This is a genomic window from Archangium gephyra (assembly GCF_049060025.1).
GTDB classification, from domain to species: domain Bacteria; phylum Myxococcota; class Myxococcia; order Myxococcales; family Myxococcaceae; genus Archangium; species Archangium gephyra_A.
Window position 1 is genome coordinate 7136155 of record NZ_JBMEQQ010000002.1, and the last position, 26662, is coordinate 7162816.

The following is a 26662-nucleotide window of genomic DNA, read 5'->3' on the forward strand; positions in this document are numbered from 1 at the left end:
CAAAGGGGAAGTTGAATTTCAGCCACGAGGAGGCTGGAATACGTCACGCGCGTGCAACAGGGCGAGCGGAGGCAGGGGCTCCGTCCATCCAGCGGGCTCGCGTGAGCGGGGCACCGGCGGGAGCGTGGGCGTTTGCGCGGGCAGGGGGGACACCATGCGGCCACAAGGACAAGCCAGGCACGAGACGGGGCACGGCGTGGTGCTCTCGGGGCAGTCCGTGCAGGGCTCGTCCCAGTCCGGGTGCGCGGCCGTCCCGCCCAGCAGCAGGACGAGGACGAGCGCGAGCAGGGTGGACAGGGCGCGGCGCATGGGCGGGGTCCACGCGTACCGCCATTCGCGAGGGGCGGCAAGCCTCGCGCGGGGAACAACGGGCTCCGTCAGGTTGCCTGGACTTCAGGCGTCCCTGGCCGCGTCCTCGCCAGGAGGCCGGCCTGCCACCGTATGTCCGACAGGGGCTGTACGGTGAAGACGACGGCCCGCCACCGGTCCCGCGCTCCGGGGGGCAGGCCAGAGAGGGGGGAGACTCATGAAGGACAGCAAGGGTGGAACATTGCAATCCTCAAGGATTGAGGATACGATGGCGGCGGCGGATTCCTGGCTTCACGAGGGGGGAGAGATGATGGACCTCACACTGGGCTATTTCCAGGTGGAAGGCTCGCGGCTGGACGAGGGCTGCGAGGATGGCTTCTCGCTGTCACGCCGCTCGGTACTCACCGAGAAGCTGCTCCCCGCGCGCTGGACTCCGGTGGCGCGCAAACGGGCCCGCCCGGGGCTCGAGGCGCGCCCCTCCCGCGTGTCGCTGCCCGTCTGACCGCTTTCGAGCACGTGCGGGCAACCTCAATCCTTCAGGTTGCAACCCAGGGATTCCCGGTTAGTCTCCAGCTCCATGGACACGCCGATTTCCGCCCGGACCGCCATCCTGATGTCGCTGATCGGCGGGAGGGGCTTCGGACTGGAAATCATCGAGCGGGTCCGGGAGAGGACGCACGGGAAGATCCATCTGAACGAGGGGTCCGTCTATCCAGCGCTCAAGGCGTTGGAGCGGGAGGGGTTGCTGCGCAGTTTCGAGGGAGACCCCATGCCGGAAAGAGGCGGACGTCCGAGGCGTTACTACGAGCTGACAGGCGAAGGGCGGAGGGTGGCGAGGGAGCAGCGCACGGCCCTGCTCAACCTGCTGCAGACGGCGGAGGCATTCTGAATGGACATCCAGCACCAGCAGGCGTTCCCACTGTTGAGCGCATTCGGGATGGAGGGCGACCTGGAGGACGGGCTCACCGACTCGCACCGTCGCGTGCTGGCCGGGGACCTGTGCAGGCGGGCGCGCGAGCCAGGGCTTCCGCCCGGTGTCCAGGCCTCCAGGCAGGAGGAGGACTCCGAGGCCTCCCGGGTGTGGGTGTCTCCCGCGGCGCCGGTGCACGAGGTGGTGCGGCGGGTGGAGGGTTTCCTCGGGTGGTGGGGCCGGTACGCCAGCGCGCGCGTGGCCAACGAGGAGCTGGGTGACGCGCTGGAGCTTCTCCACAAGTTGGCCGGGGCCGGCGTCCCGGCGTGGATGCTCTACGCCCAGGCGGGGGTATCCGCCTTCTGGGCGCTCGTCCACACGGTGCAGGACGCGGCCCACCGGCTCACCGGCAAGGCGCGCCTCCGCTAACCCTTCATCAGGTTCTTCATCACGAACCAGACGTTGGCGGGGCGCTCGGCGAGCCGGCGCATGAAGTACGGGTACCAGTGCTTGCCATAGGGCACGTAGACGCGCACCGGGTGGCCCTCGGCCGCCAGCCGCTCCTGCAAATCCCGGCGGATGCCATAGAGCATCTGGAATTCGAAGGCGCCGCGCGCCAGCCCCTTCTTCCGGGCATACGCCAGCGTCTCGTCAATCATGCGCTCATCGTGCGTGGCGATGCCGTGGTACAGCCCGCTGTCGAGCAGGATGCGCATGACGCGCAGGAAGTTCTCATCCACGTCCTTCTTGTCCTGGTAGGCGATGTGGGGCCCTTCCAGGTAGGCGCCCTTGCACAGGCGGATGCGGATGCGCTCGGCGCACAGGGCGCGGGCATTGCCCTCGGTGCGGTAGAGGTAGCTCTGGAGCACCGCGCCCACGTGGGGCTCGCCGAACTCCCGGTGGAGCGCGCGCACCACGTCCAGCGTGGCCTGCGTCACCTCGCCGTGCTCCATGTCCACGCGCACGAAGGAGCCGCGCCGTTTCGCGTTGGCCACCACCTCGCGCGCGTTGCGCAACGCCAGCTCCTTGTCGAACATCAGCCCGCATTGCGTGAGCTTCAGGGACACGTTGCCCCGCACGCCCACCTGGTCGATGCGCGCCAGCAGCCGCTGGTACTCGCGCACCTCATCGAGCGTCTCGTCCGCGTTGCGCACCGCCTCGTTGAGGTGGTCGAAGGAGACCGTCAGCCCGCGCGCGTTGAGCTCCTTCACGGCGGAGACGGCTTCCTCCAACGTCTCGCCGGCGATGAAGCGGCGGGCGATGCGCCGCAGGGCGGGGACTTCGGTGGCGACATCCTTCAATCCCTCGCGGCGCGAGAGGAACATCAGGGCGGCGCGGGAGAGCTGAGTGGCCTGGTCCATGGTTTCCTGAAGGTGGCTCCAAAGGTGTCTTACGAGTCGTGCCGGTCGAGGAAATCGCCGACGAAGGCGTTGAAGGCGTCGGTGTGGCTCATGTACGGCAGGTGGCTGGCCTCCCGGATGACTTCCAGTCGCGAGCCGGGGATGCGCGCGGCCACGTCCCGGGCGTACGAGAGGGGCACGAGCAAATCCCTGGCGCCGTGGATGACGAGGGTGGGCACGCGCAGGCGCTCGAGGTCATCCAGGTATCTGGCGGTCAGGACGTCCTGCAGCCGCCGCAGCAGCTCGACGGGGGAGAGCCGGCGCGCCTCGCGGACGATTTCGGCCCGGCCCTCGGGAGGCAGGTGGCGCCCGCCCAGCACCCGCGCCACGGTGGGGGCGAAGAGGTAGGCGAAGGGTTTGGGCATGCGCACCAGCGTGGACAGGGCCAGGGCCCAGCGCCGCACCCGGTGCACACTGGCCACCGGCGACACCAGCACCAGCGCCTTGACGCGCTCGGGGTGCGCCAGGGCGTAGGCGATGGAGATGAGGCTGCCGAAGGAGGAGCCCACCAGGGCGAAACGCTCGGGGAGCCGGGCGTCCGGGTGCTCCAGGGCGGCGAGGTTCCACTGCAACGGCGTGTGCGTCAGGGGCGTCTGCAGCGTCGGAGTCCACAGGAGGAACCGCCGCTCGGCCGCCAGGGGCCGCATGGGCGCGAACGAGCGGCCCGAGGCTCCCAGTCCGGGCAGGCACAACACGGTGCTCGCCGCGTCGAGGCTGCCCCCGGGGAAGGTGAAGAGGCGGATGGGGTGGCCTCGCACCATGCGCTGCTCACACGCCAACTCATAACCCGGTTGGATGTCCTCGGGTGCCGGGACGAGCCGCGGCGGGGCGGGAAGGGTGGCTTCACGCATGGCAGGCTCGGACGAGGAGGTGGTGCACCATGGTGGCGATCCGGTCACGAAAGTGTTTCAGCCGGGACTCCGGTGCATCCGCCGGGGGTGGTTCGAGAGAGGGGCCCACGGCGAAGGTCATCTTCACCGGCAGCGGCAGCGGCCCCAGGCCCATCCCCAAGGGCACCCGGTATTTCTCTCCAGGTGCGAGCGGGACACACCAGCGCTCGTTCTCGGGACAGACGAAGGTGCCATCCACCCCGAAGCCGGCGAAGGGGACGATGGGCACGCCCGCCTGGGCGGCCAGCCGCACGAAGCCGAGCGTTCCTTCCCAACGCAGCGTGTAATGGTAGCGGGGCTTCTTGAAGGTTTCCCACGCGCCGCCTGGATAACAGACGACGAGGTTTCCCTGGCTCAATGAGGCGAGGGCGTTCTCCCGGGTGCCCTCGACGCCGCCCAGCCAGGGCAGAACCGTTCTCACCAGGGGGATTTTGAAGAAACCCCGCTCGGCCAGGCCCAATGGGTAGCGGCCTGTAGCGCGATGTATCAAATGAAAGAAAGCAGGCGTTTCATAGCCCCAGAGTCCATGGTTGCCCACGAGCAGGACGGGACCGCGGGCAGGCAGGTGCTCGGCGCCCAGCAGACGGGCGCGGTGATAGAGGGCAGAGAGGGCCGCGCCGGTTTCCGCGAACCGGAAGACAGCGCGGCGCAAGGGGTTCTGGGCGGCATCCACGGGGTGAGAAGATGGAGATGCCCCACCCGGATGACAGACCGCTCCGGCCTGCCTGCCTGCCAACCCTTCCCGGGCGCCAAGGAAAAGGGGAGGGATGACAGCGTTCAACGCCTGCCAGGAAGGCGGGAGGGCCCGGAGAGCGGGCGGCCTCCGGGCCCGTGGTTGTCCGCCCCGGAGGGGGTGGCGATGGTTGCGGGGCCATGAGGCCTTTCGAGATGCTGTCAGGGAAACAAGGGGAGCTGTTGGCGTGCTTCGAGGCGCTGGCGGCGGGGGAGGATGGGCAGCCACCACCGGGGCGGGTGGAGGAGATGCTCGAGGCGCTCTGGCTGCACGTGCGGCTGACGGAGCGGCACCTGCAGCCCCTGGTGGTCCGGGTGGAAGGGCAGGCCCGGGCCCTCCAGGAGGCCGAGGTTCTCCTGGCCATGCACGAGCTGATGGCCGAGCTGGAGTGGTTTCCGCGCGGCAGCCTGGAGTGGCAGGTGCGGTTGATGGCCCTGGAGGACGCGGCCGTCGCCCACGTGCGCTCCCTGGAAGCTCCAACTCTTCCCCCGGCTCGCCGAGGCGCTCGATGAGCGCGAACAATTGGACCTCGTCCGGGCGCTGGCGGCCACTCGCGAGGATTTGTGGATGGAAATGCGGCGCACCCATCCCGTGTTCGAGCCGTTGGATCACGGTGATGCGTGTGTGATTTGATGCTGAATGTTTGTTCAGCAGGGGTTTGTTGCTGACCACAATCGTCACGTCAGACGCAATCTTTATTTATTTTTAAGCGACAACTCGTGTATGGGTGGCGTTATGTCTGGGCAGCCGTTGGGTAGAACTGCCCTTTGAACAGCAACCCCCCAGGTGGAACGGCTCGCCCCCGAGACGGCCCATCGAGAGAGGATACACGAGCATGTCGGTCGATAAGGCTTTCCGGGAGATGGTCCGTAACGAGATCGAGTCGCAGCTCAAGCCGCTGCGCGACCTGGTGTCGCGTCTGGAGGCGGGCACGGCGGATCTCGACCGTCTGCGCAACGTGGCGGAGCAGCTCGCGCCGCTGGCCAGCGCGGTGGGCCCCCTGTTTGGCGTGGCCGGTGGTAGCCGTGGTGGTGGTGCGGCGGCTCCGGCTCGCCGGGGTCCTGGCCGTCCGGCGCGCGCCGCCTCGGCTCCCGCGGCGGTGTCGTCCGGTGGCAAGAAGCGGGGCCGCAAGCCGGCCGCCGAGGGTGGTGCGCGCGAGTGCGCCATCAAGGGCTGCGGCAAGCCCAGCCGCACCAAGGGTTACTGCGCCGCGCACTACCAGAAGCTGCGCATGCTCGAGAAGACCAACCGCCGCCCCTCCAACTGGGAGGACTACGCCGCCCCCAGCAGCGTCGACGACATCAAGCTGCCGCGTGGCCGCGCCGCCGCCAAGGCGCTCGCCGAGGCCAAGAACGCGGGCTGAGCCGTCCTCCGGCTGAGCTGGAACTGGACCGGACCCTCCCCTTTTCCCTGGTGGAGGGTCCGCTTCTTGCGGGCCGAGCGCGGGCCCGCCATTGTTGGGCATCATGAACAAGCGCGAGCTGGAACCCGGAATCTTCACCGAGCTGGCCGGACGGACCACGTACGGCGACTACCTGCAGCTGGACCGGCTGTTGTCCGCGCAGGTGCCCCGCTCGCAGCCGCCGCACCATGATGAGCTGCTCTTCATCATCCAGCACCAGACGAGCGAGCTGTGGATGAAGCTGCTCGTGCACGAGCTGACGGCCGTCATCCGTTACATCCAGGCGGACCACCTGGAGCCCTCGTTCAAGATCTTCTCCCGCGTGGGCCACATCCAGCGGATGCTCTTCGAGCAGTGGAGCGTGCTGGAGACGCTCACGCCCAATGAGTACCTCGAGTTCCGCGGCGCGCTGGGGCAGGCCTCGGGCTTCCAGAGCTACCAGTACCGCGCGCTGGAGTTCCTGCTCGGCCACAAGGACGAGCACTCGCTGGGGCCCTTCAAGCACATGCCGGGCGTGCATGCGCAGCTCGAGCGCTTCCTGCAATCGCCCAGTGTGTATGACGAGTTCCTGCGCCACCTGGCGCGCCAGGGCCATGCGGTGCCGGCGGACCGCGTCGAGCGCGATTGGCGCCAGCCCTATGAGAAGAGCACGGCGGTGATGGAGGTGTTCCGCCACATCTACGAGGCGCCCGAGAAGCACTGGGATGCGTACGAGATGTGCGAGAAGCTGGTGGACGTGGAGGAGCGTTTCCAGCTCTGGCGTTACCGGCACATGATGACGGTGATGCGCGTCATCGGTTTCAAGCAGGGCACCGGCGGCTCCTCGGGCGTGGGCTTCCTGCGCAAGGCGTTGGATTTGCGCTTCTTCCCCGAGCTCTGGGACGTGCGCACCGAGCTCGCTCCCCCGCCGGGCAGGTAGGACTCACACTTCGGCGTACCGACTGCTAAGGTCACCTCCTGGTCCCTACTTTTCGAGTGGAGCCAGGAGGAGCCATGCATACGCCTGGACGGAATGAGCCGTGCCCCTGTGGGAGCGGGCAGAAGTACAAGCGGTGTTGTGCGGGGAAGGACGCGGCGGCTGCGAGGCCGATGGCCGCTCCGGGAGCGCCCCTGCACGAGCGGGATGAAACGCTGGTCCGGAAGATGGTGCGCTACGCCAGCGGGCGCTTCGGCGGGGATTGGCTGGGTGAGGCCGCCGAGGCCTTCTTCGAGGAACCCGGCTTCCTGCCCGAGTACCCGCAGACCCAGCTCTTCATGCCCTGGGCGGTGCACCACTGGGAGGTGGAGGGGCGACCCGTGCGGGAATGGTTCCTCGAGGAGAAGGGGGCGGCATTGCCGGAGGCGGAGCGGGCGTGGCTGCTCTCACAGCGGCCGGTCGTCCTCACCGTCTGGGAGGTGTTGGAGGTGCAGGAGGGGGTGGGCCTGCGGGTGAAGGACCTGCTGGGAGGCGAAGAGCACTTCGTGCACGAGGTGCGCGGCTCCCGGCAACTCCGCCCACGCCATGCGATGCTCGGGAGGGTGGTGGAGCACGAGGGGCTGGCTGTGTTCTGTGGGATGGATCCCCAGCCCCTGCCACCCCGGGAAGCGGATGAAGTGGTGCATTCAGCGCGCAAGGTGCTCGGCGTGCGGGGTACCCGCCCCGTGCCGCGGGAATTGCTCGCATCCGAGGACACTTCGTTGGGGCTCGTTCTGCTCTGGCACGAAGTGGCGGATTGGCTCAAGGCGAAGGCGGTGCAGCCGATCGAGCTGACCAACACGGATGGTGAGCCGCTCATGTTCGTGGTGGACCACTACGCCTTCGCGCCGGAGGCCCGGTCCCGGGTGTTGGAGGCGTTCGAGACACTGGAGGGATTTGGAGTGGAGGAAGACGGCGAGGTGGTCCGCGGTACCTTCCTGAAGCAAGGCAACGCGATGCATGCGAGCTGGGAGAACACCATCATCGGGAGCGCGGAGGTGGGCGCGGACTCGCTGCGGCTGCAGGCGAACTCGGTGGAGCGGGCGGACGCGCTGCGCCGCCGGGTGGAAGCCGTGTGCCAGGGGCTTGTCCGCCACCGCTCGCGGGAGAAGACCGAGCCCTCGCAGATGCGCCAGGGGCGGACGGGTCAACCCTTGGCCGCGCGGCGGACGCCCTCTCCCGAGGAACTGGAGGCACTGCGCGAGGTCAAGGCGAGTCACTATGCTGCGTGGGTGGACAGCAAGTTGCCGGCGCTCAAGGGCAAGAGCCCGCGTCAGGCGGTGCGGACCAAGGCCGGGCGCCACCAGGTGGACGTCCTGCTCAAGGAGTTGGAGAACAGAGAGGCGGGTCTGCCCGTCGAGGAGCGGATGGATGTCTCCGGACTGAGGCGGGAGCTGGGTCTGGAGGGGTGACAGAACCCGATGCCATGTTCACGCGGGTGCGCATCCAGAATCTTCTGGAAAGTTGCTGAGGCAGACCATGGAGTCTCCCGACCGCAAGCAAGTGCTATTCATTAGCGCCGCCCGGCTTGGATGAGCCCATCAGCCTTGGAATACGTCATTGATGATTTTGAATGCAAGTTCGTCGCGGTGAGCTGTGCTGGTGAATGTGCACTTCCTCTGCCCCGAGCACATCCAGGAACTCCACAAGCGCAAGACCGGTTCGTGATGCCTGAGTCGTTCTTCAAGTTCCCGCACACCCCGCACCTGGCGTGGCTCTCCTCCGCTCCCGCTCGCCAGGACAAGGTGCTCTCGCCTCCCGAGGTTCGGGAGAAGGTGGACGGCGCCAACCTCGGCCTCTCCGTCGACCCTTCCGGCAACCTCCGCGCGCAGAACCGTGGCTCCTTCCTGGGCACTCGCGCCTCGCCCCAGTTCCAGCCCCTCTGGCCCTGGTTGGAGGCTCGGCGCGAGCGTCTCGTCGAGGCGCTCGGGCAGCGGCTCATGCTCTTCGGGGAGTGGTGCTTCGCCGTCCACAGCGTCCGCTACGACGCGCTGCCCGATTGGTTCCTCGCCTTCGACGTCTATGACCGGGAGGCGGGCCGCTTCTGGTCCGCGGAGCGCCGCGATGTCCTCATCCATGAGCTCGGCCTCGCCCGGGTGCCCGAGCTCGCCCGGGGACGCTTCACCCTCGCCGAGGTCCAGCAGCTCCTCGGTCCCTCCCGGCTCGCCCCGGGTCTCATGGAGGGCCTCTACCTGCGCCGCGACCGGGGTGGTTTCCTGGACGCCCGCGCCAAGCTCGTGCGCTCCGAGTTCGTCCAGGCCATCGAGGAGCATTGGTCCTCTCGTCCCCTGGAGCGCAATGCGCTCGCCTCCGCTACCGGAGCATAGGCGGGCGTGCGGCCGGGCCCTCGGGCCTGCTCCCGCTCCTGATGGCTGCCCCCGGCTCCTCCCATTCCTAGCTTGAGCAGGAAAAGGAGGAGACACCATGGGCGAGCACGACAGGCCGAAACACGAGCCCTCGCTTCCCGAGGACGAAGAGGGACATCCGAAACGTCAGGCCGGAGACCGGCCGGTTCCCACGCCAGGCCACATCGGCAATCTTCCCGATGACGCCCCCGGCCCCGGCAAGCCAGTCGTCTTCCCGCCTCATTCACCCCAGGACTGAGGCGGAGTGTTCACCGCGGGAGGAGGGTGCACCGGCTCCCCTCCTTCCCGTGGTAGAGCAGTCCCATGCTCGCACTGACCCTCGCCGCCGTGCTCGCAGCCAATCCCAGTCCCGTCGACGCCTGGTCCCGCAAGGCCTGTCCTCCTCCAAAACAGACCCCTGACTCCAACATCGAAATGAAGTTCATGGAGCAGCAGCGCGCCGAGTGCCTCAAGAAGGCCATGAACAAGGCCCTCGACAAGGTCATCGTCCCCCTCAAGAAGTCCAAGCCTCCCGCCTTCAAGGAGTGGATGTCCTTGCAGGCCGACTACAACCGCTGGATGGCCGAGGCCTGTGCCTCCGTCGAGGAGGCCAACTGGGTGGACCTCTCCACCGGCGAGCGCTCCATGGGCACCGGCTATGGTTTCACCGAGAGCCAGTGTCTCCAGCGCCAGTTCGCCTGGCGCGGCTTCTACGCCGACGCCTGGGCCCGCAAGGACTGGAAGGCGATTCAGCAGGCCCTCCAGGGCTTCGCCGAGCCCTCGCGCAAGGCGCGCGACACCCTCCAGTCCTACCGCTCCAAGGCCCAGGCCGCCGCCGCCCGCGCTCCCGCCCACGTCGAGGAGTCCGACCTCCCCGTGCGCCAGCTCACCCAGGCCGACTGGAAGCCCTACCTGGAGCGCCTGGAGCGCGCCGCCTCCTCCCCCGAGGCCCTTGCCCGCCGCCAGTGCGCCCTCCACCCCAGCCCCGCCCCCGACTGCGCCCAGCGCTTCGCCGACAGCCTCTCCGCCCAGCTCGATTTCTCGGACGCTCTCAGTAATCAAGAAACTGGGAATTAGCGGTATTGCCCGGGAGAACGGAGCAGTACGACTTCAGGGGGATGTCAGACCCCTCGGCAACATGGCATTCATCATGACCGCCATGTTGAGCACCGCTTCCGTCTCCCCGTTCGAGCCCCTGCCCCCGCGCCACCCGGGGCTCGCGCGTGCCACGCGTCCCGTCAGCTCCCGCTCGGCCGCGCTGCATGCCTATGCCGCCTCCCAGCTCGGCGCCGAGCTCATCGCCACCTACGGCGCCGGCCGGGGCGCCGCCGGCGGCTCCTGGCTCCTGCTCTCCGGGTTGGAAATCCACCTGGGCCAGAGCGTCCTCTCCCCGGATCTCATCGGCTGGCGCCGCGAGCGCCTCCCGCGCGTGGCCCGCGGCTCCTCCGGCATCGCGCTCGCCCCCGACTGGGTGTGCGAGGTGCTCTCCCACCCCGACGAGCGCGCCCACCTGCTGCCCCTCTACGCCCGCGAGGGCATCCGCCATGTGTGGCTGGTGGACCCCGAGGTGCGCACCCTGGAGGTGCTCCAGCTCGACGGCCGCCGCTATTCGCTCGCCGCCTTGCACTCGGGCGCCAGCACCGTCCGTGCCGAACCTTTCAGCGCCCTGGAGTTTCCGTTGCGCCTTCTCTGGGCGGATTGAGCGGGTAAGGTGCGGTCCCTCATGGCCGCCGCTCCTCCCCTGGTTTTCGAGAAGGCCCACGTTCTCTGCTACCGCACCTTCGACATCGCCGAGGAGATCAACCTCGAGCAGGCCCGCCGCGTCATCTCCTCGGATGCGCGCCGCCTGAAGCTCGGCCGCGAGAACAGCCAGTACCTCCAGCTCCCCAACCCGCCCCTGGCCTTCGAGCTGGGCCGGCGCGCGCTCGCCCTGCGCGAGGGGCCCGTCACCGTGGACGTGACGGCGCGCCTCTTCGACCATGGCGCCGCCTCCATCATCCTGCGCGTCCCGGTGGCCCCGGACACCACGCTCGAGCCGCTCACCGCGCTCGCCGATGAGCTCTATGACAGCGTGGCCCTCGAGGAGCTCGCCGTGGAGCTCATCGAGTCCGTGCGCAAGATGATCGCCCCGGCCGTGCAGGGGCCGCACCTGTGGGACCAGAACGAGAGCTACACCGTCCTCTTCGTCGAGCGGATTCAGGGCAACCCCTCCGCCGAGCAGATCCTGGCACGCGGGGACCTGGCGCGGGTGCTGCTCGGGGAGGTGGGCTCCAAACCCCTGTCCCAGCGCGAGCGCGAGGCCGTCACCCAGTCGCGCTTCAGCTACACCGAGGAGGACCTGGTCGTCGTCGACTGGAACAGCGCCTTCGTCTACGAGCCCTCCGGCTCCAGCGACATTCCGGACCTGCTCGAGGTGGCCAACGCCCAGTTGCTCGAGTTCCGCTATTACGACGAGCAGCTCGATGCGCACATCGGCCGCATCCACGACGAGGTGCAGGCCAAGCGCCAGGGCTGGTGGACCCTCTTCCGCAGCCCCTACCGCGCCCTGGCCCGCGAGACGCTCGCCACCCTGGTGGACCTCAACGAGTTCATCGAGCGTGTCGAAAACAGCCTCAAAATCATCGGCGATTTCTACCTCGCCAAGGTGTACGAGGCCGGCGTCAAGCGCATGCGCATTCCGGCCTGGCAGGCCTCGGTGACGCGCAAGCAGCAACTGCTGGCCCAGACGTACGGCCTGCTCAAGGGCGAGGTGGACACGGACAGGGCCCTCACCCTCGAGGCCACCATCGTCCTGCTCATCGTCCTGGAGATCCTCTTCGCCTTCCTCAAGGTCTTCGAGTGAGGGGTTGGACATCCGGGCAAACCCGGGAGTCCAGTTTATCCTGAACCGGACGCTTGGCCCCGGGGGGTGGTGGCGAGCGGGCTTGTACTCGTGGAAAACTTCTACCTCACGCTCGGTGCTGGTGTGGATCGGGCCTGGGGGGTGGGCATGCAGGTGCCCGGAAGCAATTTCGTCGCGGCGGTGGAGCGCATGTCCCGCGCGCTGGAGCAGCTCGCGTCGGCGCCGTCGGCCATGGCCGTGCTGCAGGAGGTGGTGCGCTGCGCCGCCTCGTCCCTGGGGCTGGAGCGGGCGGCCATCGCCTGGTTGGACGTGGATGGACGGCTGCTCGCGCAGGCCACTCCGGGGTTGTGTCCCGAGTCGGTGGCCCGGTGCGGACGCTGTCTGCTGGACGCCCCTCGTCCGGACCCCGTCCCCTGGCTGTTCCACCAGACGGGCCCCGGGCTGGAGCCGGCGCTCGCCGCGGTGATGGATGGGTTGGGGGCGGCGTCGCTGCTGGCCCTGCCGGTGCGGGCCTCGGGCGGCGGCTACGTGGGCGTGCTGCTGGGGCCCTCACCCGAGCCGCGCACCTTCTCGCCCGAGGAGCTGCGGCGCTTTACCCTCTACGCGCAGCTCGCCGGGCTGGCCATCGAGCGCGGCCGGTGGGTGGAGTCCGCGCGCACCTCCGCGTTGCAGGCCCGGGCCGAGGCGGAACAGGCCGAGCTGCTGCGCCTCACCAGCTTCCACGCGGTGACGGAGGCCTTCGGCCGCGCCCTCACCCGCGAGGACGTGGGCCGCGCGGTGCTGGAGCTGGGCGTGCCCGCCGTGGGCGCGCTGGGCGGCACGGTGCACCAGGCCGCGGCGGATGGGTGCTCGGTGACGCTGGTGGCCGAGGTGGGCACCCGCCCGGAGGATCTCCCCCTCTTCGAGCTCGCTGCCCCGGGAGATGCCGGAACTGCCCGGCTTCGACGCGGCGGCGCGGGGCATCCCGGTGTGGCTGGAGTCCCCGGAGGAGGCGCGGGCCCGTTACCCCGCCTTCATGGCGTACATGTCCCGCCAGCCCTGCCAGGCCTTCGCCTTCCTGCCCCTGCGGGTGGAGCAGCGCAGCCTGGGGCTGTTGTCCTTCGGCTTCGCCCAGGCGCGGCACTTCACCGAGCTGCAGCGCACCCTGATGATGGGGCTGGCCCGGCAGTGTGCGCAGGCCATGGAGCGCGCCCGCCTCTACGAGACCGAGCGCGCGGCCCGTCTCCAGGCCGAGGCCGCGGGGCAACGGTTGCAGTTGCTCGCCGACGCGGGCGTGCTGCTCTCCGGCTCCCTGGAGTGGGAGACGACGGTGTCCGGCGTGGCGCAGCTCGCGGTGGGCGGCTTCTCGGACTGGTGCGCGGTGGACTTCCTCGACGACCACGGCGCCCTGCGGCGGCTCACCGTCCAGCACGTGCACCCCGAGCGCGCGCTGCTGCACGACAAGATTGAGAGCTACTCCCCGGAGCGGGCCCGGCCCTCGGCGATCACCGACGTGGTGCGCACCGGGCGCCCGCAGCTCGTCACCGGGCTGGTGCCCCCCTTCACCCGCCAGGCCGAGGCACGTCCCGGCGCGCGGCCCGAGGGCGGCTCGTTCATCATCGTTCCGTTGATGGCGCGTCAGCGCACCCTGGGCGCAATGTCCTTCGTGCGCGGGCCGGAGCGCTCGCCCTTCACCGACGCGGACCGCGCGCTCGCCGAGGACCTGGCCGCCCGCGCGGGCATGGCCATCGACAACGCGCGCCTGCTGCGCAAGGCCCGCTCCGCCGAGGCCGAGTCCCGCCGCAACGCCGCCCGCCTGCGCAGCATCGTGGAGGTGGACCGGCTGCTGGCCGAGGCCGGGTTGGATCTCCCCGCGGTGCTGGATGTGATTGCCCGCAAGGTGTCCGAGGTCCTGGGGGATGGGTGCGTGCTGCAGTTGATGGCCGAGGACGGGGCCTTCCTGGAGCCCGTCACCATCCACCACCCGGACCCGGAGGCGGGCTGGTTGCTCGCGGGCACCGTGCACGCGCGGCGGCAGAAGGTGGGCGAGGGCTTCCACGGAGGGGCCGTCGCCAGCGGGCGCGCCGTGCTGCTGCCGGACATCGACGTGGAGGAGGCTCGGGCCTCGGGGGCCCTGCCCGAGTACGAGCCGTACCTGGACCGCTACGGCCCGCAGAGCCTGCTGGTGGTGCCGCTCGCGGTGAAGGGGCGGGTGTTCGGCAGCCTCGGCGTGGTGCGGGACGTCGCGGGCGGCCGGCCCTATGGCGAGGAGGATCAGATGCTGCTGCAGAGCCTCGGCGAGCGCGCGGCCCTGGCCATCGAGGACGCCCGGCTTTATGGCGCCGCCACCGAGGCGGTGCGGCTGCGCGATGACTTCCTCTCCGTGGCTGGGCACGAGCTGAAGACGCCGTTGAGCGCGCTGCGGCTGCAGATTCAGATGCTGGCGCGCGTGGCGCGGGAGGTGGCGACGACTCCGGGTCTGGCCCAGCGCGTGGAGAAGGCCGAGCGCACCAGTGAGCGGCTGGGGGCGCTGATCGACGAGCTGCTGGACGCGGGCCGGATTACCTCGGGGCGGCTGGCGCTGGAGCGCGAGGAGGTGGATCTGGCGGCACTGACGCGCGACACGGTGGGGCGCATGTCCGAGGCGCTCGCCCGGACTGGCAGCGAGGTGAGGCTGCTGGCCGAGGCCGCCGTGCCGGGGAAGTGGGACCGGGTGCGCCTGGAGCAGGTGGTGGGCAACCTGCTGTCCAATGCCGCCAAGTACGGGCGCGGCCAGCCCGTCGAGGTGTGCGTGGACACGGGCCTGGATGGCCGGGCCCGGCTGGTGGTGAAGGACCATGGGATTGGGATTGCCCCCGAGGACCAGGCCCGGATTTTCGAGCGCTTCGAGCGCGCCGTGACGGGCAATCAGTTCAACGGGCTGGGGCTGGGGCTGTGGATTTCACGGGAGATCATCGAGTCCCACGGCGGCCACATCCTCGTGCGGAGCGCCCCCGGGGAGGGGTCCACGTTCACCGTGGAGCTGCCCCGGGAGTAGGGGAGGCTCCCGGAGGGCGAGGGGGCATACACGGAATCAGGAATTCTTCTGCCTGCCTGTTCCCCAGCCTGGGGAGTGTGGCTCCCATGTGTCCCCACCCCGGTGGGTGGGGTACGCTATGACCCTGAATCGTCCCATGGAAGGTGGAGAGCCCGTTTGACCCGTGCTGATGGCAGCAACCGCACCGCGGTTCGCGCGGACAACCCTCTCTTCGGCGAGCTCCTGCTCAAGCTCGGCATCGTCACGCCCAATCAGATCGAAGAGGCGCTCGCCCTCCAGTCCCTCAACGGTCAGCGGCTCGGCGAGGCCCTCATCTCCCTGGGCTACGTCACCCGCGAGCAGATTCAGGACGCCCTCGGCGAGGCCCTCGGCCTCCACAACGCGCCCCAGGGTTTCACCCCCACCCAGCCCCCTCTGGGCGAGCTGCTCGTCGGCCTCAAGTACCTCACCGTCTCCCAGCTCGACGAGGCGCTCGCCCTCCAGCGCCGCACCGGCCGCAAGCTGGGGGAGATCGTCGTCGAGCACGGGTACTGCACCTACAAGCAGCTCTATGAGGGCCTCGGTCTCCAGGGCCGCGTCTCCGGCCGCCAGGAGACTCCCGCTCGCGCCCAGGTGCCCGAGGGCGGCCACCACCGCGTCATGGTCGTCGACGACAGCCCCCTGGCCTGCGCCTTCGTCCAGGACGGCCTCGTGTCGCTCGGCTACGAGGTCATCTGCTTCCAGGACCCGTACGAGGCCCTCGAGCAGGTGGGCAAGGTGCAGCCGGCCATCGTCCTGAGTGATCTGGACATGCCCGGCATCGACGGCATGGAGCTGTGCCGCCGCCTCAAGGAAGGCCCCAGCCGGGCCATGCCCGTCATCATCCTCACCGCCAACGACAACGACACCGAGCGTGTGAAGGGTCTGCGCGCGGGCGCGGATGACTACGTCAACAAGTCCGCCTCCATGGACGAGCTCGCCGCGCGCATCGAGAGCGTCATGCGCCGCACCGGCGAGACGGAGCGGATGCGCAAACTCTTCGCCCGCTACACCTCCGACGCCGTCGTCGAGGAGATCCTCAAGAGCCCCGACTCGGTGGTGCTCACCGGCGAGAAGCGCGAAGTCACCATCCTCTTCGCCGACATCCGCAACTTCACCGGGCTCGCCGACAGTCTTCCTCCCGAGCAGACCGTCGGGGTGCTGAACCAGGTGCTGGGCGGGCTGTCCGACGCGGTGCTCACCTGCGGTGGGACGTTGGACAAGTTCCTCGGGGATGGGCTCATGGCCGTCTTCGGCGCGCCCGTGTTCCGCGAGGACGATGCGCTGCGCGCGCTCCAGTCCGCGAAGATGATGATGGCCTTCATGGTCGAGCTGCGCGAGCGCGCCGAGGCCGAGTGGGCCACCACCCGCCAGGGCCGCCCCCTCACGCTCGAGCTGGGCATCGGCATCAACTCGGGCATGGCCGTGGCCGGCAACATCGGCGGCGCCATGCGCACCGAGTACACCTGCATCGGCGACTCGGTGAACGTGGCCGCCCGCCTGTGCGCCCTCGCCGGGCCCGGGGAAATCCTCGTCGGCGAGCGCACGGTGGAGCTGCTCGCGGGCCATGAGTCGGGCTTCGAGGAGCTGCCCCCCGTGCGCCTCAAGGGCAAGCCCCACCCGGTGCCCCTCTTCCGCGCCCTCTGGTAGTTAGTTCCCGGTGAGGAGCTCGTCGTAGGGCGGGCAATCCCACTCGCCCGTCCGGCAGTAACACGTGAAGGTGCCCCCGGCGCCATCCGTGCAATTGCGCTTCGTGCCAATGGCTCCGCAGTACAGCGCATCGATCTGATAGCAATAGGGCAACGTGGTGTACTCGCTGGTGGGCGCCGCCTCGGCCCCCAGGGCGTCCGCGCGAGCCGGCAGGTCCGGGCAGAAGGTCGCCTCGCAGTCCATGCGGCCGTATTCACAATTTTGCTTGGCCTCGAGGGTCGTCGCCCTGGACATGCACCGCACGTAGAGGTTGTGGCAGTCGTCGCACGTGGCCATCGCCTCGACTTCGGTCCCGGGGCCGGTCACGACGCCACCGCACCCCGCCAGCACTCCAGCCATCAACAGCACTCCCATGATTCCACGCATGTGTTTCTCCTGGTTGTGACGCCTTTCCAGGATAACGCGATTTGGCGTATGGGGGATGGGGGCACTTACCTGCCCGTGCCGAGGAGCAGCGTGGAGAGGCTCGCGATGAAGGGCGAGAGCAGGGTGAGGCCTTGCTGAAGCTCCTGGAGCGCGGAGCCTTCCAGTCCCAGGTAGGTGCGCACGGCCTGCCGCTCCTCGGACCAGTGTTTCCAGGGGGTGTGCGCCCCCGGTGACGGAGGGACGAGCCGTGCCGCGAGCGCCTCGCCCGCCTCGGACAGGGTCTTGGAGGCCGGCAGATAGATGATGGCGAGAAATGCCGTGAAGTAGATGCCGAAGCCCATGGCGGCCGTGGCCGGGAACACGCCGGGTTGGGTGGGGACGGCTCCGGTGATCGCGTTGTGGAAGGTGCTCACGGTCAAGACCGAGGCGGAGATGATGCCCCCCGCGAAGCCGAGACAGCGCTTCAGTTGGGCGCGGAGCCGCTGATAACGCAGCACCTCCCGCTCGAGGCTTCCGGTCACGGGCTGCTCTCCGCCGGACGGGTTCCGCGGCGGGCCTCCGGCGAGCTGGATGTGCACGCTCAGCATCCCGCTGGTGAGCAGGACGCCGGCCACCGAGCCGAGGCTGTAGAAGACGAACATCTTCGCCCGCATGTGGGGCACCCCGGTCAGGACCTCCGCGTTCGCGGGCAGGGAAAAGGGATTGCCGAGGAAGGGGGTGAGGACAGGCAGGAAGGCCATGCCGGAGATGAAGGCAGTACAGAACACGAGCGCCAGCCGCTCCCTGCGCGAGCCCGGCCAGACCAGGGCCCTGCGCTCGAGCTCACCGAACACGCCGAGCATGGACGCCAGCCAGAGCGTGGGCTGTAACGCCACGAGCAGGTGCCAGAGCCTCATCGGATCCGGGCTCAGAAGGTCCAGGCTGTTGATGCCGCGGCCTCCCAGGAGAAATTGCAACGAGGCCACGAAGGTCAGGACAAAGACGATGAGCAGGACGAGCCGCGATTGGAAGACGAGCTGGAGCGCGGCACGCCCTTCCCGCCAGAACGACGGGTTCTCCCCCTGCGGTGGTGAGGTCTCTGGCTCGGAAGGCGTCTGATCTCCCGGTTCCGCCATGAATGCCCCCCTGGAAGAGCGGCGAGCATGTCTGGAGCGGGCTCTTCGGACACGGCCTCGGAGCCCGGCTCTGTTGGCGGGCGAGCACCGCTCGCTGCTTCCGGGGGGCGCTCATGGCTGCTAAGAGGACTTCGTGACGACGCCGCGCCGCCGCCCCCATCTGATGGTCATCTTCCTGCCGATCGCCTTCGTGGTCATCGGCATCACCGTGTGGCTCGGCCTCCGCGGCAAGCATGACCCCGGCGCGGCCCAGGCCCACGCCGACTTCGCCCGCATCATCTCCGCCCTCGAGGCCTACCGCGCCGAGCACGGCTCCATCCCCGACGAGGGTGATTTGTCCTTCCTCGTGCCCAAGTACCTCCCCGCGGAGCCCACCGACCCCTGGGGCCACCCCTACCTCTACGCCAGCGACGGGCAGCGGCCCTTCCTCCAGTCCTATGGCCAGGATGGGCTGCGCGGCGGCAACGGTCCCAACCAGGACCACACCAACCATGACGGACACGCGGCCGTGGGGACGCGGTAGGCGCGCGGTTCCGTAGACCCTCACCCCGGCCCTCTCCCAGGGGGAGAGGGGGTTGACGCGGATTCAGCCTTTGTTCCCCGGCACCCTCACCCTGTCCCTCTCCCGGCGGGAGAGGGGAGGGGCGTCCTGGTGCGGCCTCTCGTGGCCGGGGGCCTCCTGGCCTTCCGTGCAATGGCCATCCTCCCGTCGAGGGTTCTCCTGAGAAGAGGGCATTCCCCTCGCGCCCTCGATGGGAGGCTGTCATGGCCGTCGTGTGCGCAACCAACCTGTCCGATGTCACCGGCCGCGCCCCCCAGGCCGCCGCCGCCATCGCCGCCCGTCTCGGTGAGCCCCTCTGGCTCCTCGGCGTGTTCGACTCCCAGCACCCCTCTCCCCAGGGCCCCCGCTCCCGCGACGAGGCCCGCGCCCGGCTCTCCTCCGAGGCCGCACGCCTGCTCTCTCCCGGGCTCACCGTGGAGTCCCGGCTGCTCGAGGGCGCTCCGGGCACCCTGCTCGTGGAGGATGAGCTCGTCCGCGGCGCCCGGCTCCTGGTGCTCTCCTCCGAGGGCTGGAGCCCCGTCTCCCTCTGGTACCGCACGCCTGTCTTCGAGCGGGTGGCCCAGCAGGCCCATGTCCCCGTGCTCGTGGTGCGCCGCCAGGGCGATGCCCTCGCCGATTGGGCCCAGGGCCGGCGCCGTCTCCAGGTGCTCGTCGGCGTGGATGATTCGCGCACCTCGGCCGCCGCCGTCGCCTGGCTGCACGAGCTGCGCCGCGTGGGCCCCTGTGATGTCCTCGCCGTCTCCGTCTGCTCCCCCGTCGAGGAGCGCGAGCGGCTGGGCATCCACACCCCCGTGCACCTCGAGATGTTGGACCCGGTGGTGCGCCGCATCGAGGTGTTGGACCCGCAGGTGGAGCGTGTGCTGCTGCGCGAGTTGAGCGAGCGCGTGGGCGAGCTGCCCGGAGAAGGCTCCCTGCGGCTGCACCTGGAGCCCGGTTTCGGCCGCCCCGCGGACCACCTGCTGCACGTGGCGCACGCGAACGCCGTGGACCTCCTCATCGTGGGCAACCACCAGCGCGGAGGCCTCGCCCGGTTGTGGCACGGCTCGGTGTCCGCCGGCGTGCTGCGCCATGCCGAGCAGTCCGTGGCGTGCGTGCCCCCCACCCAGCCCGTGGCCCACCGGAGCGTCCCGCCTCGCGCCGTGCTGGTGCCCGTCGACTTCTCCGAGGCCAGCGCCCGCGCCATCTCCGAGGCCCGCGCCCTCGTGCGCCCCGGCGGCCGCGTCCACCTGCTGCACGTGCACCGCCGCCGCCCCGCTGACCGCGCCTGGGTGATGGACCACTACGGCGTCGTCCCCGAGCCTCCTCGCGAGCAGGCCGCCGTCCTCGAGCGCCTCAAGGCCCTCGTCCCCCGCGAGGACGGCACCGCCTCGGTGCACTGGACGATGGAGGGCGTCACCGGCGACGACGTCGCCCGCGCCATCTGCCAGGCCACCGAGCGCGAGGGTGTGGATCTCGTCTGCGTCGGCACGTCTGACGCGCCGGGTCATGCGGATGCGCTCGGCGAAGCCGTGGCCCGCGCCCTCGTGGAGCGCTGCCGCCGCCCCGTCGTGGTCCTCCCCGCCTGACCCTCCCCCAGAGGTTTCCCGGGGCCCCCTGTTCTTTTTGCAACTCCATGGAAAGACTGGGGGTTTTGCCCTGGCGAGGCCGGTTTCCAGGCCCCGGCGCCGTTGCCGGGTTCGACGGGAAACCCGATTTGCGTTAGGCTTTGTCCGGAGCAGTCAACGACGGGGGAGGTCTGCCTTTGACACCGCGAGGGTACCGCGAAGAGGAGCTCGTAGCGAACCGCGCTTCCGTGCTCCTGAGTGGCGGCACGGAAGATGAACGGCGCACGTGGGCGGCGACGGCGGCGAGGAACTTTTCCAAGGAGGGGCCCCTGCTGGAGGTCCGCCAGACCGAGCAGGTCGGCGACGCCCTCAGGCAGCCTCGGGGAGTCGTGTTCATCCCCGATATCGCCCGCATCAGCATCGCCGCGCAGGGACTCATCGTCCGCTGCCTGCAGACCCAGGAGGAGCGTCCGAAGATCGTCGTCGGCCTCTCCGGCGGCGTCGAGCTGGCCCGCTCCAAGGGCACCCTGCGCGAGGACCTGCTCTACCGGCTCCACCTCGCCCAGGTGGACCTCACCGCCGACGGCATGCGGGGCTCATCGCCCAGCGCCGCGCCCAGCTCGCCGCCGACGAGGCCGCCCGCAAGGCCGAGGCCGAACGCCTCGCCGCCGAGAAGGCCGCTCAGCTCAAGGCCTCGGGCATCTCCATGAAGAGCTCGCGCATGCGCAGCAAGGTCGCTCCGCGCGCCACCTCGCCCAAGGTCACGCGCAGGTAACACCGCGTCCCGGCACGGGTTCAACTTGGGGCCCGTGGCACCCTCACCCTGTCCCTCTCCCGAGGGGAGAGGGGAGAGTGGGGCTCGGGACTTGTAGGGCCTGTGGCTTGGTCTGCGATGGCCTCAGTGCTTGTGCTTCTGGCCTCGCTTCGCCTTGAAGCCCGGCTTCGCCGCGGCACGCTTGGGGGCCGTGGCCGAGGCCGTCGTCTTGCGGCCCTGCGTCCGCATCGTCTTGCGCGCCGTCCGCCGTTTCGCCGCGCTGGGCAGCTGCTCCTCGGCGTCGGCCGAGACGATCAGCGGCTTGGGCGCCGGCCGCGCTGTCTTGATGCGCTCCCTCGCGGCCTGGGCCTCCTCCAGCACCAGCGCCGCCGTGGCCTGGGCCTCCGGAGACACCTGCTTCTTCGCCGGACGCGCCACCATCGGCCGCGCGGGCGGTGGCCGGTACAGCGACGGCTCCCGCCGCTGCTGCTCCATCATCGCGTTTCCACCGGCCGGCCGCCGCATCGCCTCCCGCTCCTGCTGGGGCAGCCACTCCTGCAGCCGGTCCAGGGTCCTCAACGCCGTGGCGGTGCCCTCCACCACCCACCTCACCCCCCGAGTGCCCAGCCGCAGCGCCTCGTCCTTCATCCTCTCCACCAGGCGGGTCCCGATCATCGCCATGTGTGTGTCCCTTCCCTGTCCGATGTCTTCCGGCCAAGGTATGCACGCGGGGACGGGTTGGAAGCACCGCGTCATTATTCCGGCCGTCCGGGCGGCTGTCAGTCCTTCCAGCGCCTGCCCGTCCGCCCGGCGCTCGCCGCGGCGGGGGCACCCTCACCCTGAGTGCGGCGGGGTTCTGGCCCCGATGGGACGGCTCAAGTAGAGTCCCGGGCTACTCCGCTTTTCCTCGACTGGAGCCGTCGCATGTCCCAGCAGAAGCCGCGCCTGAAGAAGCCCGTGGAGAAGGTCCGCGCCGAACTCCTCGCCGATCCCGACACCAAGCGCATCGCGAAGTCGGTGGGCATGGAGCTGGAGGCCTACGTGGAGCTGGTGCTGGACTACGCGCAGAACCCGGACAAGCAGCCGATGCTCCAGGTCGCCGATGACGCGGAGCTGCGCGCCGCTGGCTACGAGCCGCCCACCCCCGAGGAGGTCGGTCAGTTCTTCGTCGCCGGTGCCAAGGGCGAGCTGGGCATCGAGGGCCCCAACTTCAACAAGTCCGGGTTCGAGAGCGCTCCCGCCGCCGCGGGCAAGCCGTCGCTGCAGGGCAACGAGGGCGAGAAGCCGATGGCCTCGGATGACCCCGAGACGCGCCAGGAACTGCTCAACCAGATGCGCAAGGGCGGGCCGGGCCGGATTTGAAATTCCCGCACGCAACTCGAAAAGCGTCCTCGCGATAATCCTTTTGTACTCCCCAGCACGGGGCTGCTTCCCAACCAATCTCCACACATTTTTGGTATCCCCCCCGGGGATACGAGGGTTTAGACCATGGGCTTCCTCAAGGGCATCGGCAAGGCTATCGGTGGTATCGCGCGCACGGTGGGCAAGGTCGCGGACGTCGTCGGCAAGGTGACCAACTTCCTGCAGAAGCCCCTGGACCAGATCATGGCGCCCGTGAAGAAGCTGGTGGGCGGCGCGCTGGACAAGCTGCCCTTCGGCATCGGCAACTTCATCAAGCCCTTCGCCGACAAGTTCCTCGACAACGCCCTGTCCTTCGTCGCCGGCGGTCCGCTGGGTGGCCTGGGCCTGCTGACCAAGGCCATGCCCACCATCAAGAAGCTGGGCGACCTGGCCGAGACGGTCGGTGGCATCGCCAAGAAGGTCGGCGACGCGCTGCCTCCCCAGGGCGGCATCAACCTGCAGAACATCTTCGCTCACGCCCACGCCCACAAGCTGCTCGAGGCGGCCTGAGCCCCTCGCACCGCTGAACGGGGTGCATGAACAAGGGCCGGTCTTCCCTATACGGGAGGCCGGCCCTTCGTGTTTTCCGGCTCCGGAGCGCTACTCGCCGCTCTTCACCAGCCGCCCGGCGTCGCGCACCAGCCGCTCCACGTCGTCGTCGTGCTCGCTGTTGTAGTAGCCGCGGATCTCCCCCGTGCGGTCCACCAGCACGAAGTGTGAGCCATGGAAGATGCTGGCGATGTCGTTCTCGTCCCCGCCCTCCTCGCGGCCCATGGCGATCTTGAAGCCGCCGACGATGGTGCCCTTGAGCTGCTCGTACTCGCCGGTGAGGAAGCTCCAGCGCGCCGGATTCGCGCCGTGCTTCCGGGCATAGGCGGTGAGGCGCTCGGGGGTGTCGTACTTCGGGTCCACCGAGAAGGAGATGAGCGCGAGCTCGCCCAGCTCCGCCGTCTGCTTCTGCACGCCCGCCATCTTCCGCGTGAAGACGGGGCAGATGGTGGGGCAGCGGGTGAAGATGAAGTTGGCCACCCAGGGACGGCCCTCGAGCTGCTTCAGGCCGAAGGGCTCGCCGTCCTGACGCGTGAAGCTGAAGGCCGGGAGCTTGCCCAGCCGCTGCAGGGGCTCGTGCCGGGGGCGGACCAGCGCCACCACCGTCAGGACCAGGCACACGGCGGAGGCCAGCGCCACCCAGAGGAAGCGGTGGGTGGAGCGCGGCGGATTCGGAGTCGGGGCGTCGGTGGACATGGCGGTGGTTCCCGACTGCTAGCGGATGCGTCCCGGCCGCACAAGGCCACCGGTGTCCCGGCCGCCTCCTCCCTCCCCGGACGGCTTCAGGCTCCCCGGGGTGTCCTCTACTCCCACCTCGGAACGGCCTGCGCCGGACAGTCCACCCGTCACCCGCGAGCAGCCGTCAGCTTGCTCTGCTAAGCCTGTACTCCGAGTCCATGGCCAATCACGAGCCGTCAAGAACTCCAACCGGGGGGCTGGAGAGCCGGACGCCGGCGGGGGTCGATCCCCTGCTCGATGGCGTCACCGACGGCATCCTCGTGGTGGATGGGGCCTGGCGCCTGGTGTGGCTCAACGCCGTCTTCGAGCGGCTGCTGGGCCGCTCGCGCGAGCAGCTGCTGGGACAGGAGCTGTGGGTGGCGCTGCCCGAGGTGGCCGAGAGCGCCTTCGCCCCGGCCTGGCGCCGCGCCATGGACGCGCGCACCCTGGTGTCGCTGGAGGACTTCTTCGCGCCCGGCGGGGTGTGGCTGGAGTCGCGGGCCTTCCCCTCGGGCGAGGGGCTCGTCGTCTTCAGCCGGGACGTGACGGAGCGGCGCCTGGCGGAGAACGAGCGGGTGCGGCTGCTGTCGGCCGAGCAGACGGCGCGCACCGCGGTGGAGGGCGAGCGCGCCCGTTTCCAGGAGATGCTGATGCTGGCACCCGCCGCCGTCAGCATCACCCGGGGCCCCGAGCACCGCTTCGTCTTCTCCAACCTGCTGCACCGGCGCTTCCACGGCAGCCGGGACATGGTGGGCCAGCCGGTGCGCGAGGCCCTGCCGGAGCTGGCCGGCCAGGGCGTCTTCGAGGTGATGGACCGGGTCTACACCTCCGGCAACTCGTATGTGGGCCGCGCCCGGCCGGTGAAGGTGCCGCGCACGGCGGGCTCGCCGCCGGAGGAGATGTTCTTCGACATCGCCTACCACCCCCAGCGCGACGCCGCCGGACGGGTCGAGGGCGTGGCCATCTTCGCCTACGACGTGACGGACCTGGTGCGCTCGCGCCGCACCGCCGAGGCGCTGGCCCGCGACCTGGGCTACAGCGAGGAGCGCTTCCGCTCGTTGGTGACGGCCACCTCGGACATCATCTGGGCCACGCCGCCCTCGGGCGAGTTCGTGGAGGACCAGCCGGGCTGGAGCGCCTTCACCGGGCAGCCGCGCGAGGAGTACCAGGGCTGGGGCTGGCTGGAGGCGGTGCACCCGGAGGACCGGGAGCGCTCGGTGCGGGCCTGGGAGGACGCGCTCTCCACGCACACGCCCTTCCAGGTGGAGCACCGGCTGCGGCACCACGACGGCACGTACCGCCAGATGATGGCGCGCGCGGTGCCGGTGCTGGAGAAGGACGGCTCGGTGCGCGAGTGGGTGGGCGCCCACCGGGATATTACACGCCAGCGCCAGGGCGAGGCCGAGCTGGAGCGGCTGCTCGCGCGGGAGCAGCACCACGCCGTGCAGTTGCAGGGGCTGGCCAGCGCCGCGCTCGTCATCAGCGAGGCGGACTCCGTCGAGCACGTGCTCAAGGCCATCACCGAGCAGGCGCGCGAGGTGATTGGCGCGCACCAGTCCGTCACCAGCCTGTCGGTGGAGGGCAGTTGGACTCAGGCCATCCACTCGGTGTCGATGTCGGACAAGTACGGGGCGTGGCGCGACTGGAAGCAGGCGACGGAGGGGACGGGCATCTATAGCTGGGTGTGCCGGCTGAACCTGCCCATGCGGCTGACGCAGACGGAGCTGGAGACGCACCCGGCCTGGAAGGGCTTCGGCCGGCACCCGGGCAAGCACCCGCCGATGCGCGGGTGGCTGGCGGCGCCCCTGGTGGGACGGGACGGGCGCAACCTGGGCCTCATCCAACTGTCGGACCGGTACGAGGGCGAGTTCAGCTCCGAGGACGAGGCGATTCTCGTGCAGCTCGCGCGCATGGCCTCGGTGGCGATTGAAAACACGCGGCTGATGGCGGAGACGCAGGCGGCCAACCGCGCCAAGGACGAGTTCCTCGCGGTGATGAGCCATGAATTGCGCACGCCGCTGACGGCGGTGCTGGGCTGGACGCAGATGCTGCGCAGCCGGCAGAACGACGCGAAGGCGGTGGAGAAGGGGCTGAGCGTCATCGAGCGCAACGCGCGCACGCTGGCGCAGTTGATTGAAGACGTGCTGGACGTGTCGCGCATCATCACCGGGAAGCTGACGCTGCACCGGCGGGGCGTGGACCTGGTGGGCGTGGTGCAGGCGGCGGTGGAGGTGGTGAAGCCGCACGCGGAGCAGAAGGCGGTGGCGCTGGCGCTCGAGGTGGACGTGGGCGGCAACGGCACGGCGATGCTGGTGGGGGATCCGGCGCGGTTGCAGCAGGTGTGCTGGAACCTGCTGGTGAACGCGGTGAAGTTCACCCCGGCAGGCGGGCGGGTGCGCGTGCGGGTGGAGCGCGACGAGCGCGAGCTGCGGCTGCGGGTGACGGACACGGGGAAGGGGATTCGCGCGGACTCCCTGCCGCACCTCTTCGAGCGCTTCTGGCAGGCGGACGGCTCGGCGACGCGCGAGCATGGCGGGCTGGGGCTGGGGTTGGCGATCGTCCACCACCTGGTGGGGCTGCACGGAGGGCAGGTGCGGGCGGAGAGCGCGGGGGAGGGGATGGGCTCGACCTTCACGGTGGCGCTGCCGGTGCCGGCGGTGCTGCCCGAGGCGAAGCCGGAGGCGCTGCCGGGAGCGGAGGCGCAGGCGCCGGAGGTGAGGCTGGACGGGGTGACGGTGCTGCTGGTGGAGGACGCGGCGGACGCACGCGAGTTGATTGCGTTGATGTTGCGCGAGCGGGGCGCGGTGGTGGGCACGGCGAGCACCGCGGCCGAGGCGATGGAGCGGCTGAGGGCGTCGATGCCGGACGTGCTGGTGTCCGACATTGGCCTGCCGGGGGAGGACGGGCACTCGCTCTTGAGGAAGGTGAGGGCGTGGGCCGAGGCGAGGGACCAATGGGTGCCAGCGATTGCGCTGACGGCGTATGCGAGCGCCGAGGACGCGCGGCGGGCCTACCGCGCGGGCTTCCAGGTGCACCTGGCCAAACCGCTGGAGCCGGCGACCCTGATTGAAGCGGTGGCGAAGCTCGCGGGACGTGGAGACGCGGGCGCCCGGGTGGGCTGAGG

The 26662-nt window shown here is 69.8% G+C and carries 28 protein-coding genes and 1 pseudogene; 20 read left to right on the forward strand and 9 right to left on the reverse strand.

The annotated features are described in order from the left end of the window. Window positions 1-18 precede the first annotated feature (18 nt). Window positions 19-309, reverse strand: a complete 291-nt coding sequence (locus ACN28I_RS31080) for a hypothetical protein (RefSeq protein ID WP_420945541.1) — start codon at window positions 307-309, stop codon at window positions 19-21. Between the two features lie 307 nt (window positions 310-616). On the opposite strand from ACN28I_RS31080, the gene ACN28I_RS31085 reads away from it, so the two are divergent. The 3 genes from ACN28I_RS31085 to ACN28I_RS31095 all read left to right on the forward strand — a co-directional run bounded on the left by ACN28I_RS31085 (window position 617) and on the right by ACN28I_RS31095 (window position 1648). Further along, a complete protein-coding gene (locus ACN28I_RS31085; protein WP_420945542.1) occupies window positions 617-811 on the forward strand; it encodes a hypothetical protein in 195 nt (64 codons plus the stop codon). A 75-nt stretch (window positions 812-886) separates the two neighbouring features. After that, a complete protein-coding gene (locus ACN28I_RS31090; RefSeq protein WP_420945543.1) occupies window positions 887-1198 on the forward strand; it encodes a PadR family transcriptional regulator in 312 nt (103 codons plus the stop codon). Continuing rightward, window positions 1199-1648: a hypothetical protein gene (locus tag ACN28I_RS31095; protein ID WP_420945544.1), complete on the forward strand. Its 450-nt coding sequence runs from the start codon at window positions 1199-1201 to the stop codon at window positions 1646-1648. Here ACN28I_RS31095 and ACN28I_RS31100 read toward each other — a convergent pair. The 3 genes from ACN28I_RS31100 to ACN28I_RS31110 are packed head-to-tail and all read right to left on the reverse strand — an operon-like array spanning window position 1645 to window position 4473. Further along, window positions 1645-2580: a proline dehydrogenase family protein gene (locus tag ACN28I_RS31100; RefSeq protein ID WP_420945545.1), complete on the reverse strand. Its 936-nt coding sequence runs from the start codon at window positions 2578-2580 to the stop codon at window positions 1645-1647. The two genes, ACN28I_RS31095 and ACN28I_RS31100, sit on opposite strands and share 4 nt — an antisense overlap. Window positions 2581-2609: 29 nt before the next feature. Then, window positions 2610-3470, reverse strand: a complete 861-nt coding sequence (locus tag ACN28I_RS31105; RefSeq protein WP_420945546.1) for an alpha/beta fold hydrolase — start codon at window positions 3468-3470, stop codon at window positions 2610-2612. Then, on the reverse strand, window positions 3463-4473 hold the full coding sequence (locus tag ACN28I_RS31110; RefSeq protein ID WP_420945547.1) for a lysophospholipid acyltransferase family protein: 1011 nt from the start codon (window positions 4471-4473) through the stop codon (window positions 3463-3465). Before ACN28I_RS31110 ends, ACN28I_RS31105 begins: the two co-directional genes overlap by 8 nt. On the opposite strand from ACN28I_RS31110, the gene ACN28I_RS31115 reads away from it, so the two are divergent. From ACN28I_RS31115 to ACN28I_RS31155, 9 genes and pseudogenes are all read left to right on the forward strand, one after another. Further along, window positions 4383-4754 (forward strand): hemerythrin domain-containing protein, encoded by a 372-nt coding sequence (locus ACN28I_RS31115; RefSeq protein ID WP_420948907.1) that lies wholly within the window; start codon window positions 4383-4385, stop codon window positions 4752-4754. The two genes, ACN28I_RS31110 and ACN28I_RS31115, sit on opposite strands and share 91 nt — an antisense overlap. A gap of 323 nt (window positions 4755-5077) precedes the next feature. Next, a complete protein-coding gene (locus ACN28I_RS31120) occupies window positions 5078-5605 on the forward strand; it encodes a cell wall protein (RefSeq protein WP_420945548.1) in 528 nt (175 codons plus the stop codon). Window positions 5606-5696: 91 nt separating this feature from the next. Continuing rightward, complete coding sequence (locus ACN28I_RS31125; protein ID WP_420945549.1) at window positions 5697-6563, forward strand: tryptophan 2,3-dioxygenase; 867 nt, start codon at window positions 5697-5699, stop codon at window positions 6561-6563. A gap of 74 nt (window positions 6564-6637) precedes the next feature. Then, on the forward strand, window positions 6638-8011 hold the full coding sequence (locus tag ACN28I_RS31130; RefSeq protein ID WP_420945550.1) for an SEC-C metal-binding domain-containing protein: 1374 nt from the start codon (window positions 6638-6640) through the stop codon (window positions 8009-8011). Between the two features lie 255 nt (window positions 8012-8266). Then, window positions 8267-8926, forward strand: coding sequence for an RNA ligase family protein (locus ACN28I_RS31135; RefSeq protein ID WP_420948748.1), 660 nt, complete (start codon window positions 8267-8269; stop codon window positions 8924-8926). Window positions 8927-9268: 342 nt separating this feature from the next. Next, window positions 9269-10021, forward strand: coding sequence for a hypothetical protein (locus ACN28I_RS31140; RefSeq protein ID WP_420945551.1), 753 nt, complete (start codon window positions 9269-9271; stop codon window positions 10019-10021). A 61-nt stretch (window positions 10022-10082) separates the two neighbouring features. Beyond that, entirely contained in the window at window positions 10083-10646 is a 564-nt protein-coding gene (locus ACN28I_RS31145) for a Uma2 family endonuclease (protein ID WP_420945552.1), read from the forward strand. A gap of 21 nt (window positions 10647-10667) precedes the next feature. Further along, a complete protein-coding gene (locus tag ACN28I_RS31150) occupies window positions 10668-11786 on the forward strand; it encodes a hypothetical protein (protein ID WP_420948749.1) in 1119 nt (372 codons plus the stop codon). A 231-nt stretch (window positions 11787-12017) separates the two neighbouring features. Further along, window positions 12018-12359: pseudogene (locus tag ACN28I_RS31155) on the forward strand (hypothetical protein); the annotation flags it as partial. Between the two features lie 26 nt (window positions 12360-12385). Here ACN28I_RS31155 and ACN28I_RS31160 read toward each other — a convergent pair. After that, on the reverse strand, window positions 12386-12664 hold the full coding sequence (locus ACN28I_RS31160; RefSeq protein ID WP_420948908.1) for a hypothetical protein: 279 nt from the start codon (window positions 12662-12664) through the stop codon (window positions 12386-12388). A gap of 44 nt (window positions 12665-12708) precedes the next feature. Here ACN28I_RS31160 and ACN28I_RS31165 point away from each other — a divergent pair, with 44 nt between their 5' ends. Then, window positions 12709-14802, forward strand: a complete 2094-nt coding sequence (locus tag ACN28I_RS31165) for a GAF domain-containing protein (RefSeq protein ID WP_420945553.1) — start codon at window positions 12709-12711, stop codon at window positions 14800-14802. 156 nt (window positions 14803-14958) lie between these two features. Then, on the forward strand, window positions 14959-16470 hold the full coding sequence (locus ACN28I_RS31170; protein WP_420945554.1) for a response regulator: 1512 nt from the start codon (window positions 14959-14961) through the stop codon (window positions 16468-16470). On the opposite strand, the gene ACN28I_RS31175 is transcribed toward ACN28I_RS31170, so the two are convergent. Both ACN28I_RS31175 and ACN28I_RS31180 read right to left on the reverse strand, forming a co-directional pair. Next, the gene (locus ACN28I_RS31175; RefSeq protein ID WP_420945555.1) at window positions 16471-16896 is read right to left on the reverse strand and encodes a hypothetical protein; all 426 of its coding nucleotides are present in this window, start codon (window positions 16894-16896) and stop codon (window positions 16471-16473) included. A 65-nt stretch (window positions 16897-16961) separates the two neighbouring features. Next, window positions 16962-18011 carry a hypothetical protein gene (locus tag ACN28I_RS31180; protein ID WP_420945556.1) on the reverse strand — a complete coding sequence of 350 codons (1050 nt, stop codon included), beginning with the start codon at window positions 18009-18011 and terminating at the stop codon, window positions 16962-16964. 133 nt (window positions 18012-18144) lie between these two features. On the opposite strand from ACN28I_RS31180, the gene ACN28I_RS31185 reads away from it, so the two are divergent. From ACN28I_RS31185 to ACN28I_RS31195, 3 genes are all read left to right on the forward strand, one after another. Continuing rightward, entirely contained in the window at window positions 18145-18534 is a 390-nt protein-coding gene (locus ACN28I_RS31185) for a type II secretion system protein GspG (RefSeq protein ID WP_420945557.1), read from the forward strand. Window positions 18535-18776: 242 nt separating this feature from the next. Next, complete coding sequence (locus ACN28I_RS31190; RefSeq protein ID WP_420945558.1) at window positions 18777-20138, forward strand: universal stress protein; 1362 nt, start codon at window positions 18777-18779, stop codon at window positions 20136-20138. A gap of 368 nt (window positions 20139-20506) precedes the next feature. After that, window positions 20507-20827, forward strand: a complete 321-nt coding sequence (locus ACN28I_RS31195) for a hypothetical protein (protein ID WP_420945559.1) — start codon at window positions 20507-20509, stop codon at window positions 20825-20827. A gap of 188 nt (window positions 20828-21015) precedes the next feature. Here the strand turns inward: ACN28I_RS31195 and ACN28I_RS31200 are convergent, their stop codons facing one another. Further along, window positions 21016-21552: a hypothetical protein gene (locus ACN28I_RS31200; protein WP_420945560.1), complete on the reverse strand. Its 537-nt coding sequence runs from the start codon at window positions 21550-21552 to the stop codon at window positions 21016-21018. Window positions 21553-21795: 243 nt separating this feature from the next. Between ACN28I_RS31200 and ACN28I_RS31205 the strand changes: the two genes are divergently transcribed. Both ACN28I_RS31205 and ACN28I_RS31210 read left to right on the forward strand, forming a co-directional pair. Further along, window positions 21796-22233, forward strand: a complete 438-nt coding sequence (locus tag ACN28I_RS31205) for a hypothetical protein (protein WP_420945561.1) — start codon at window positions 21796-21798, stop codon at window positions 22231-22233. Window positions 22234-22359: 126 nt separating this feature from the next. Next, entirely contained in the window at window positions 22360-22782 is a 423-nt protein-coding gene (locus ACN28I_RS31210; RefSeq protein WP_420945562.1) for a hypothetical protein, read from the forward strand. Between the two features lie 90 nt (window positions 22783-22872). Here the strand turns inward: ACN28I_RS31210 and ACN28I_RS31215 are convergent, their stop codons facing one another. Continuing rightward, window positions 22873-23517, reverse strand: a complete 645-nt coding sequence (locus ACN28I_RS31215) for an SCO family protein (protein ID WP_420945563.1) — start codon at window positions 23515-23517, stop codon at window positions 22873-22875. A gap of 200 nt (window positions 23518-23717) precedes the next feature. Here ACN28I_RS31215 and ACN28I_RS31220 point away from each other — a divergent pair, with 200 nt between their 5' ends. Beyond that, complete coding sequence (locus tag ACN28I_RS31220) at window positions 23718-26660, forward strand: PAS domain-containing protein (RefSeq protein WP_420945564.1); 2943 nt, start codon at window positions 23718-23720, stop codon at window positions 26658-26660. The last annotated feature ends 2 nt before the right edge of the window (window positions 26661-26662 follow it).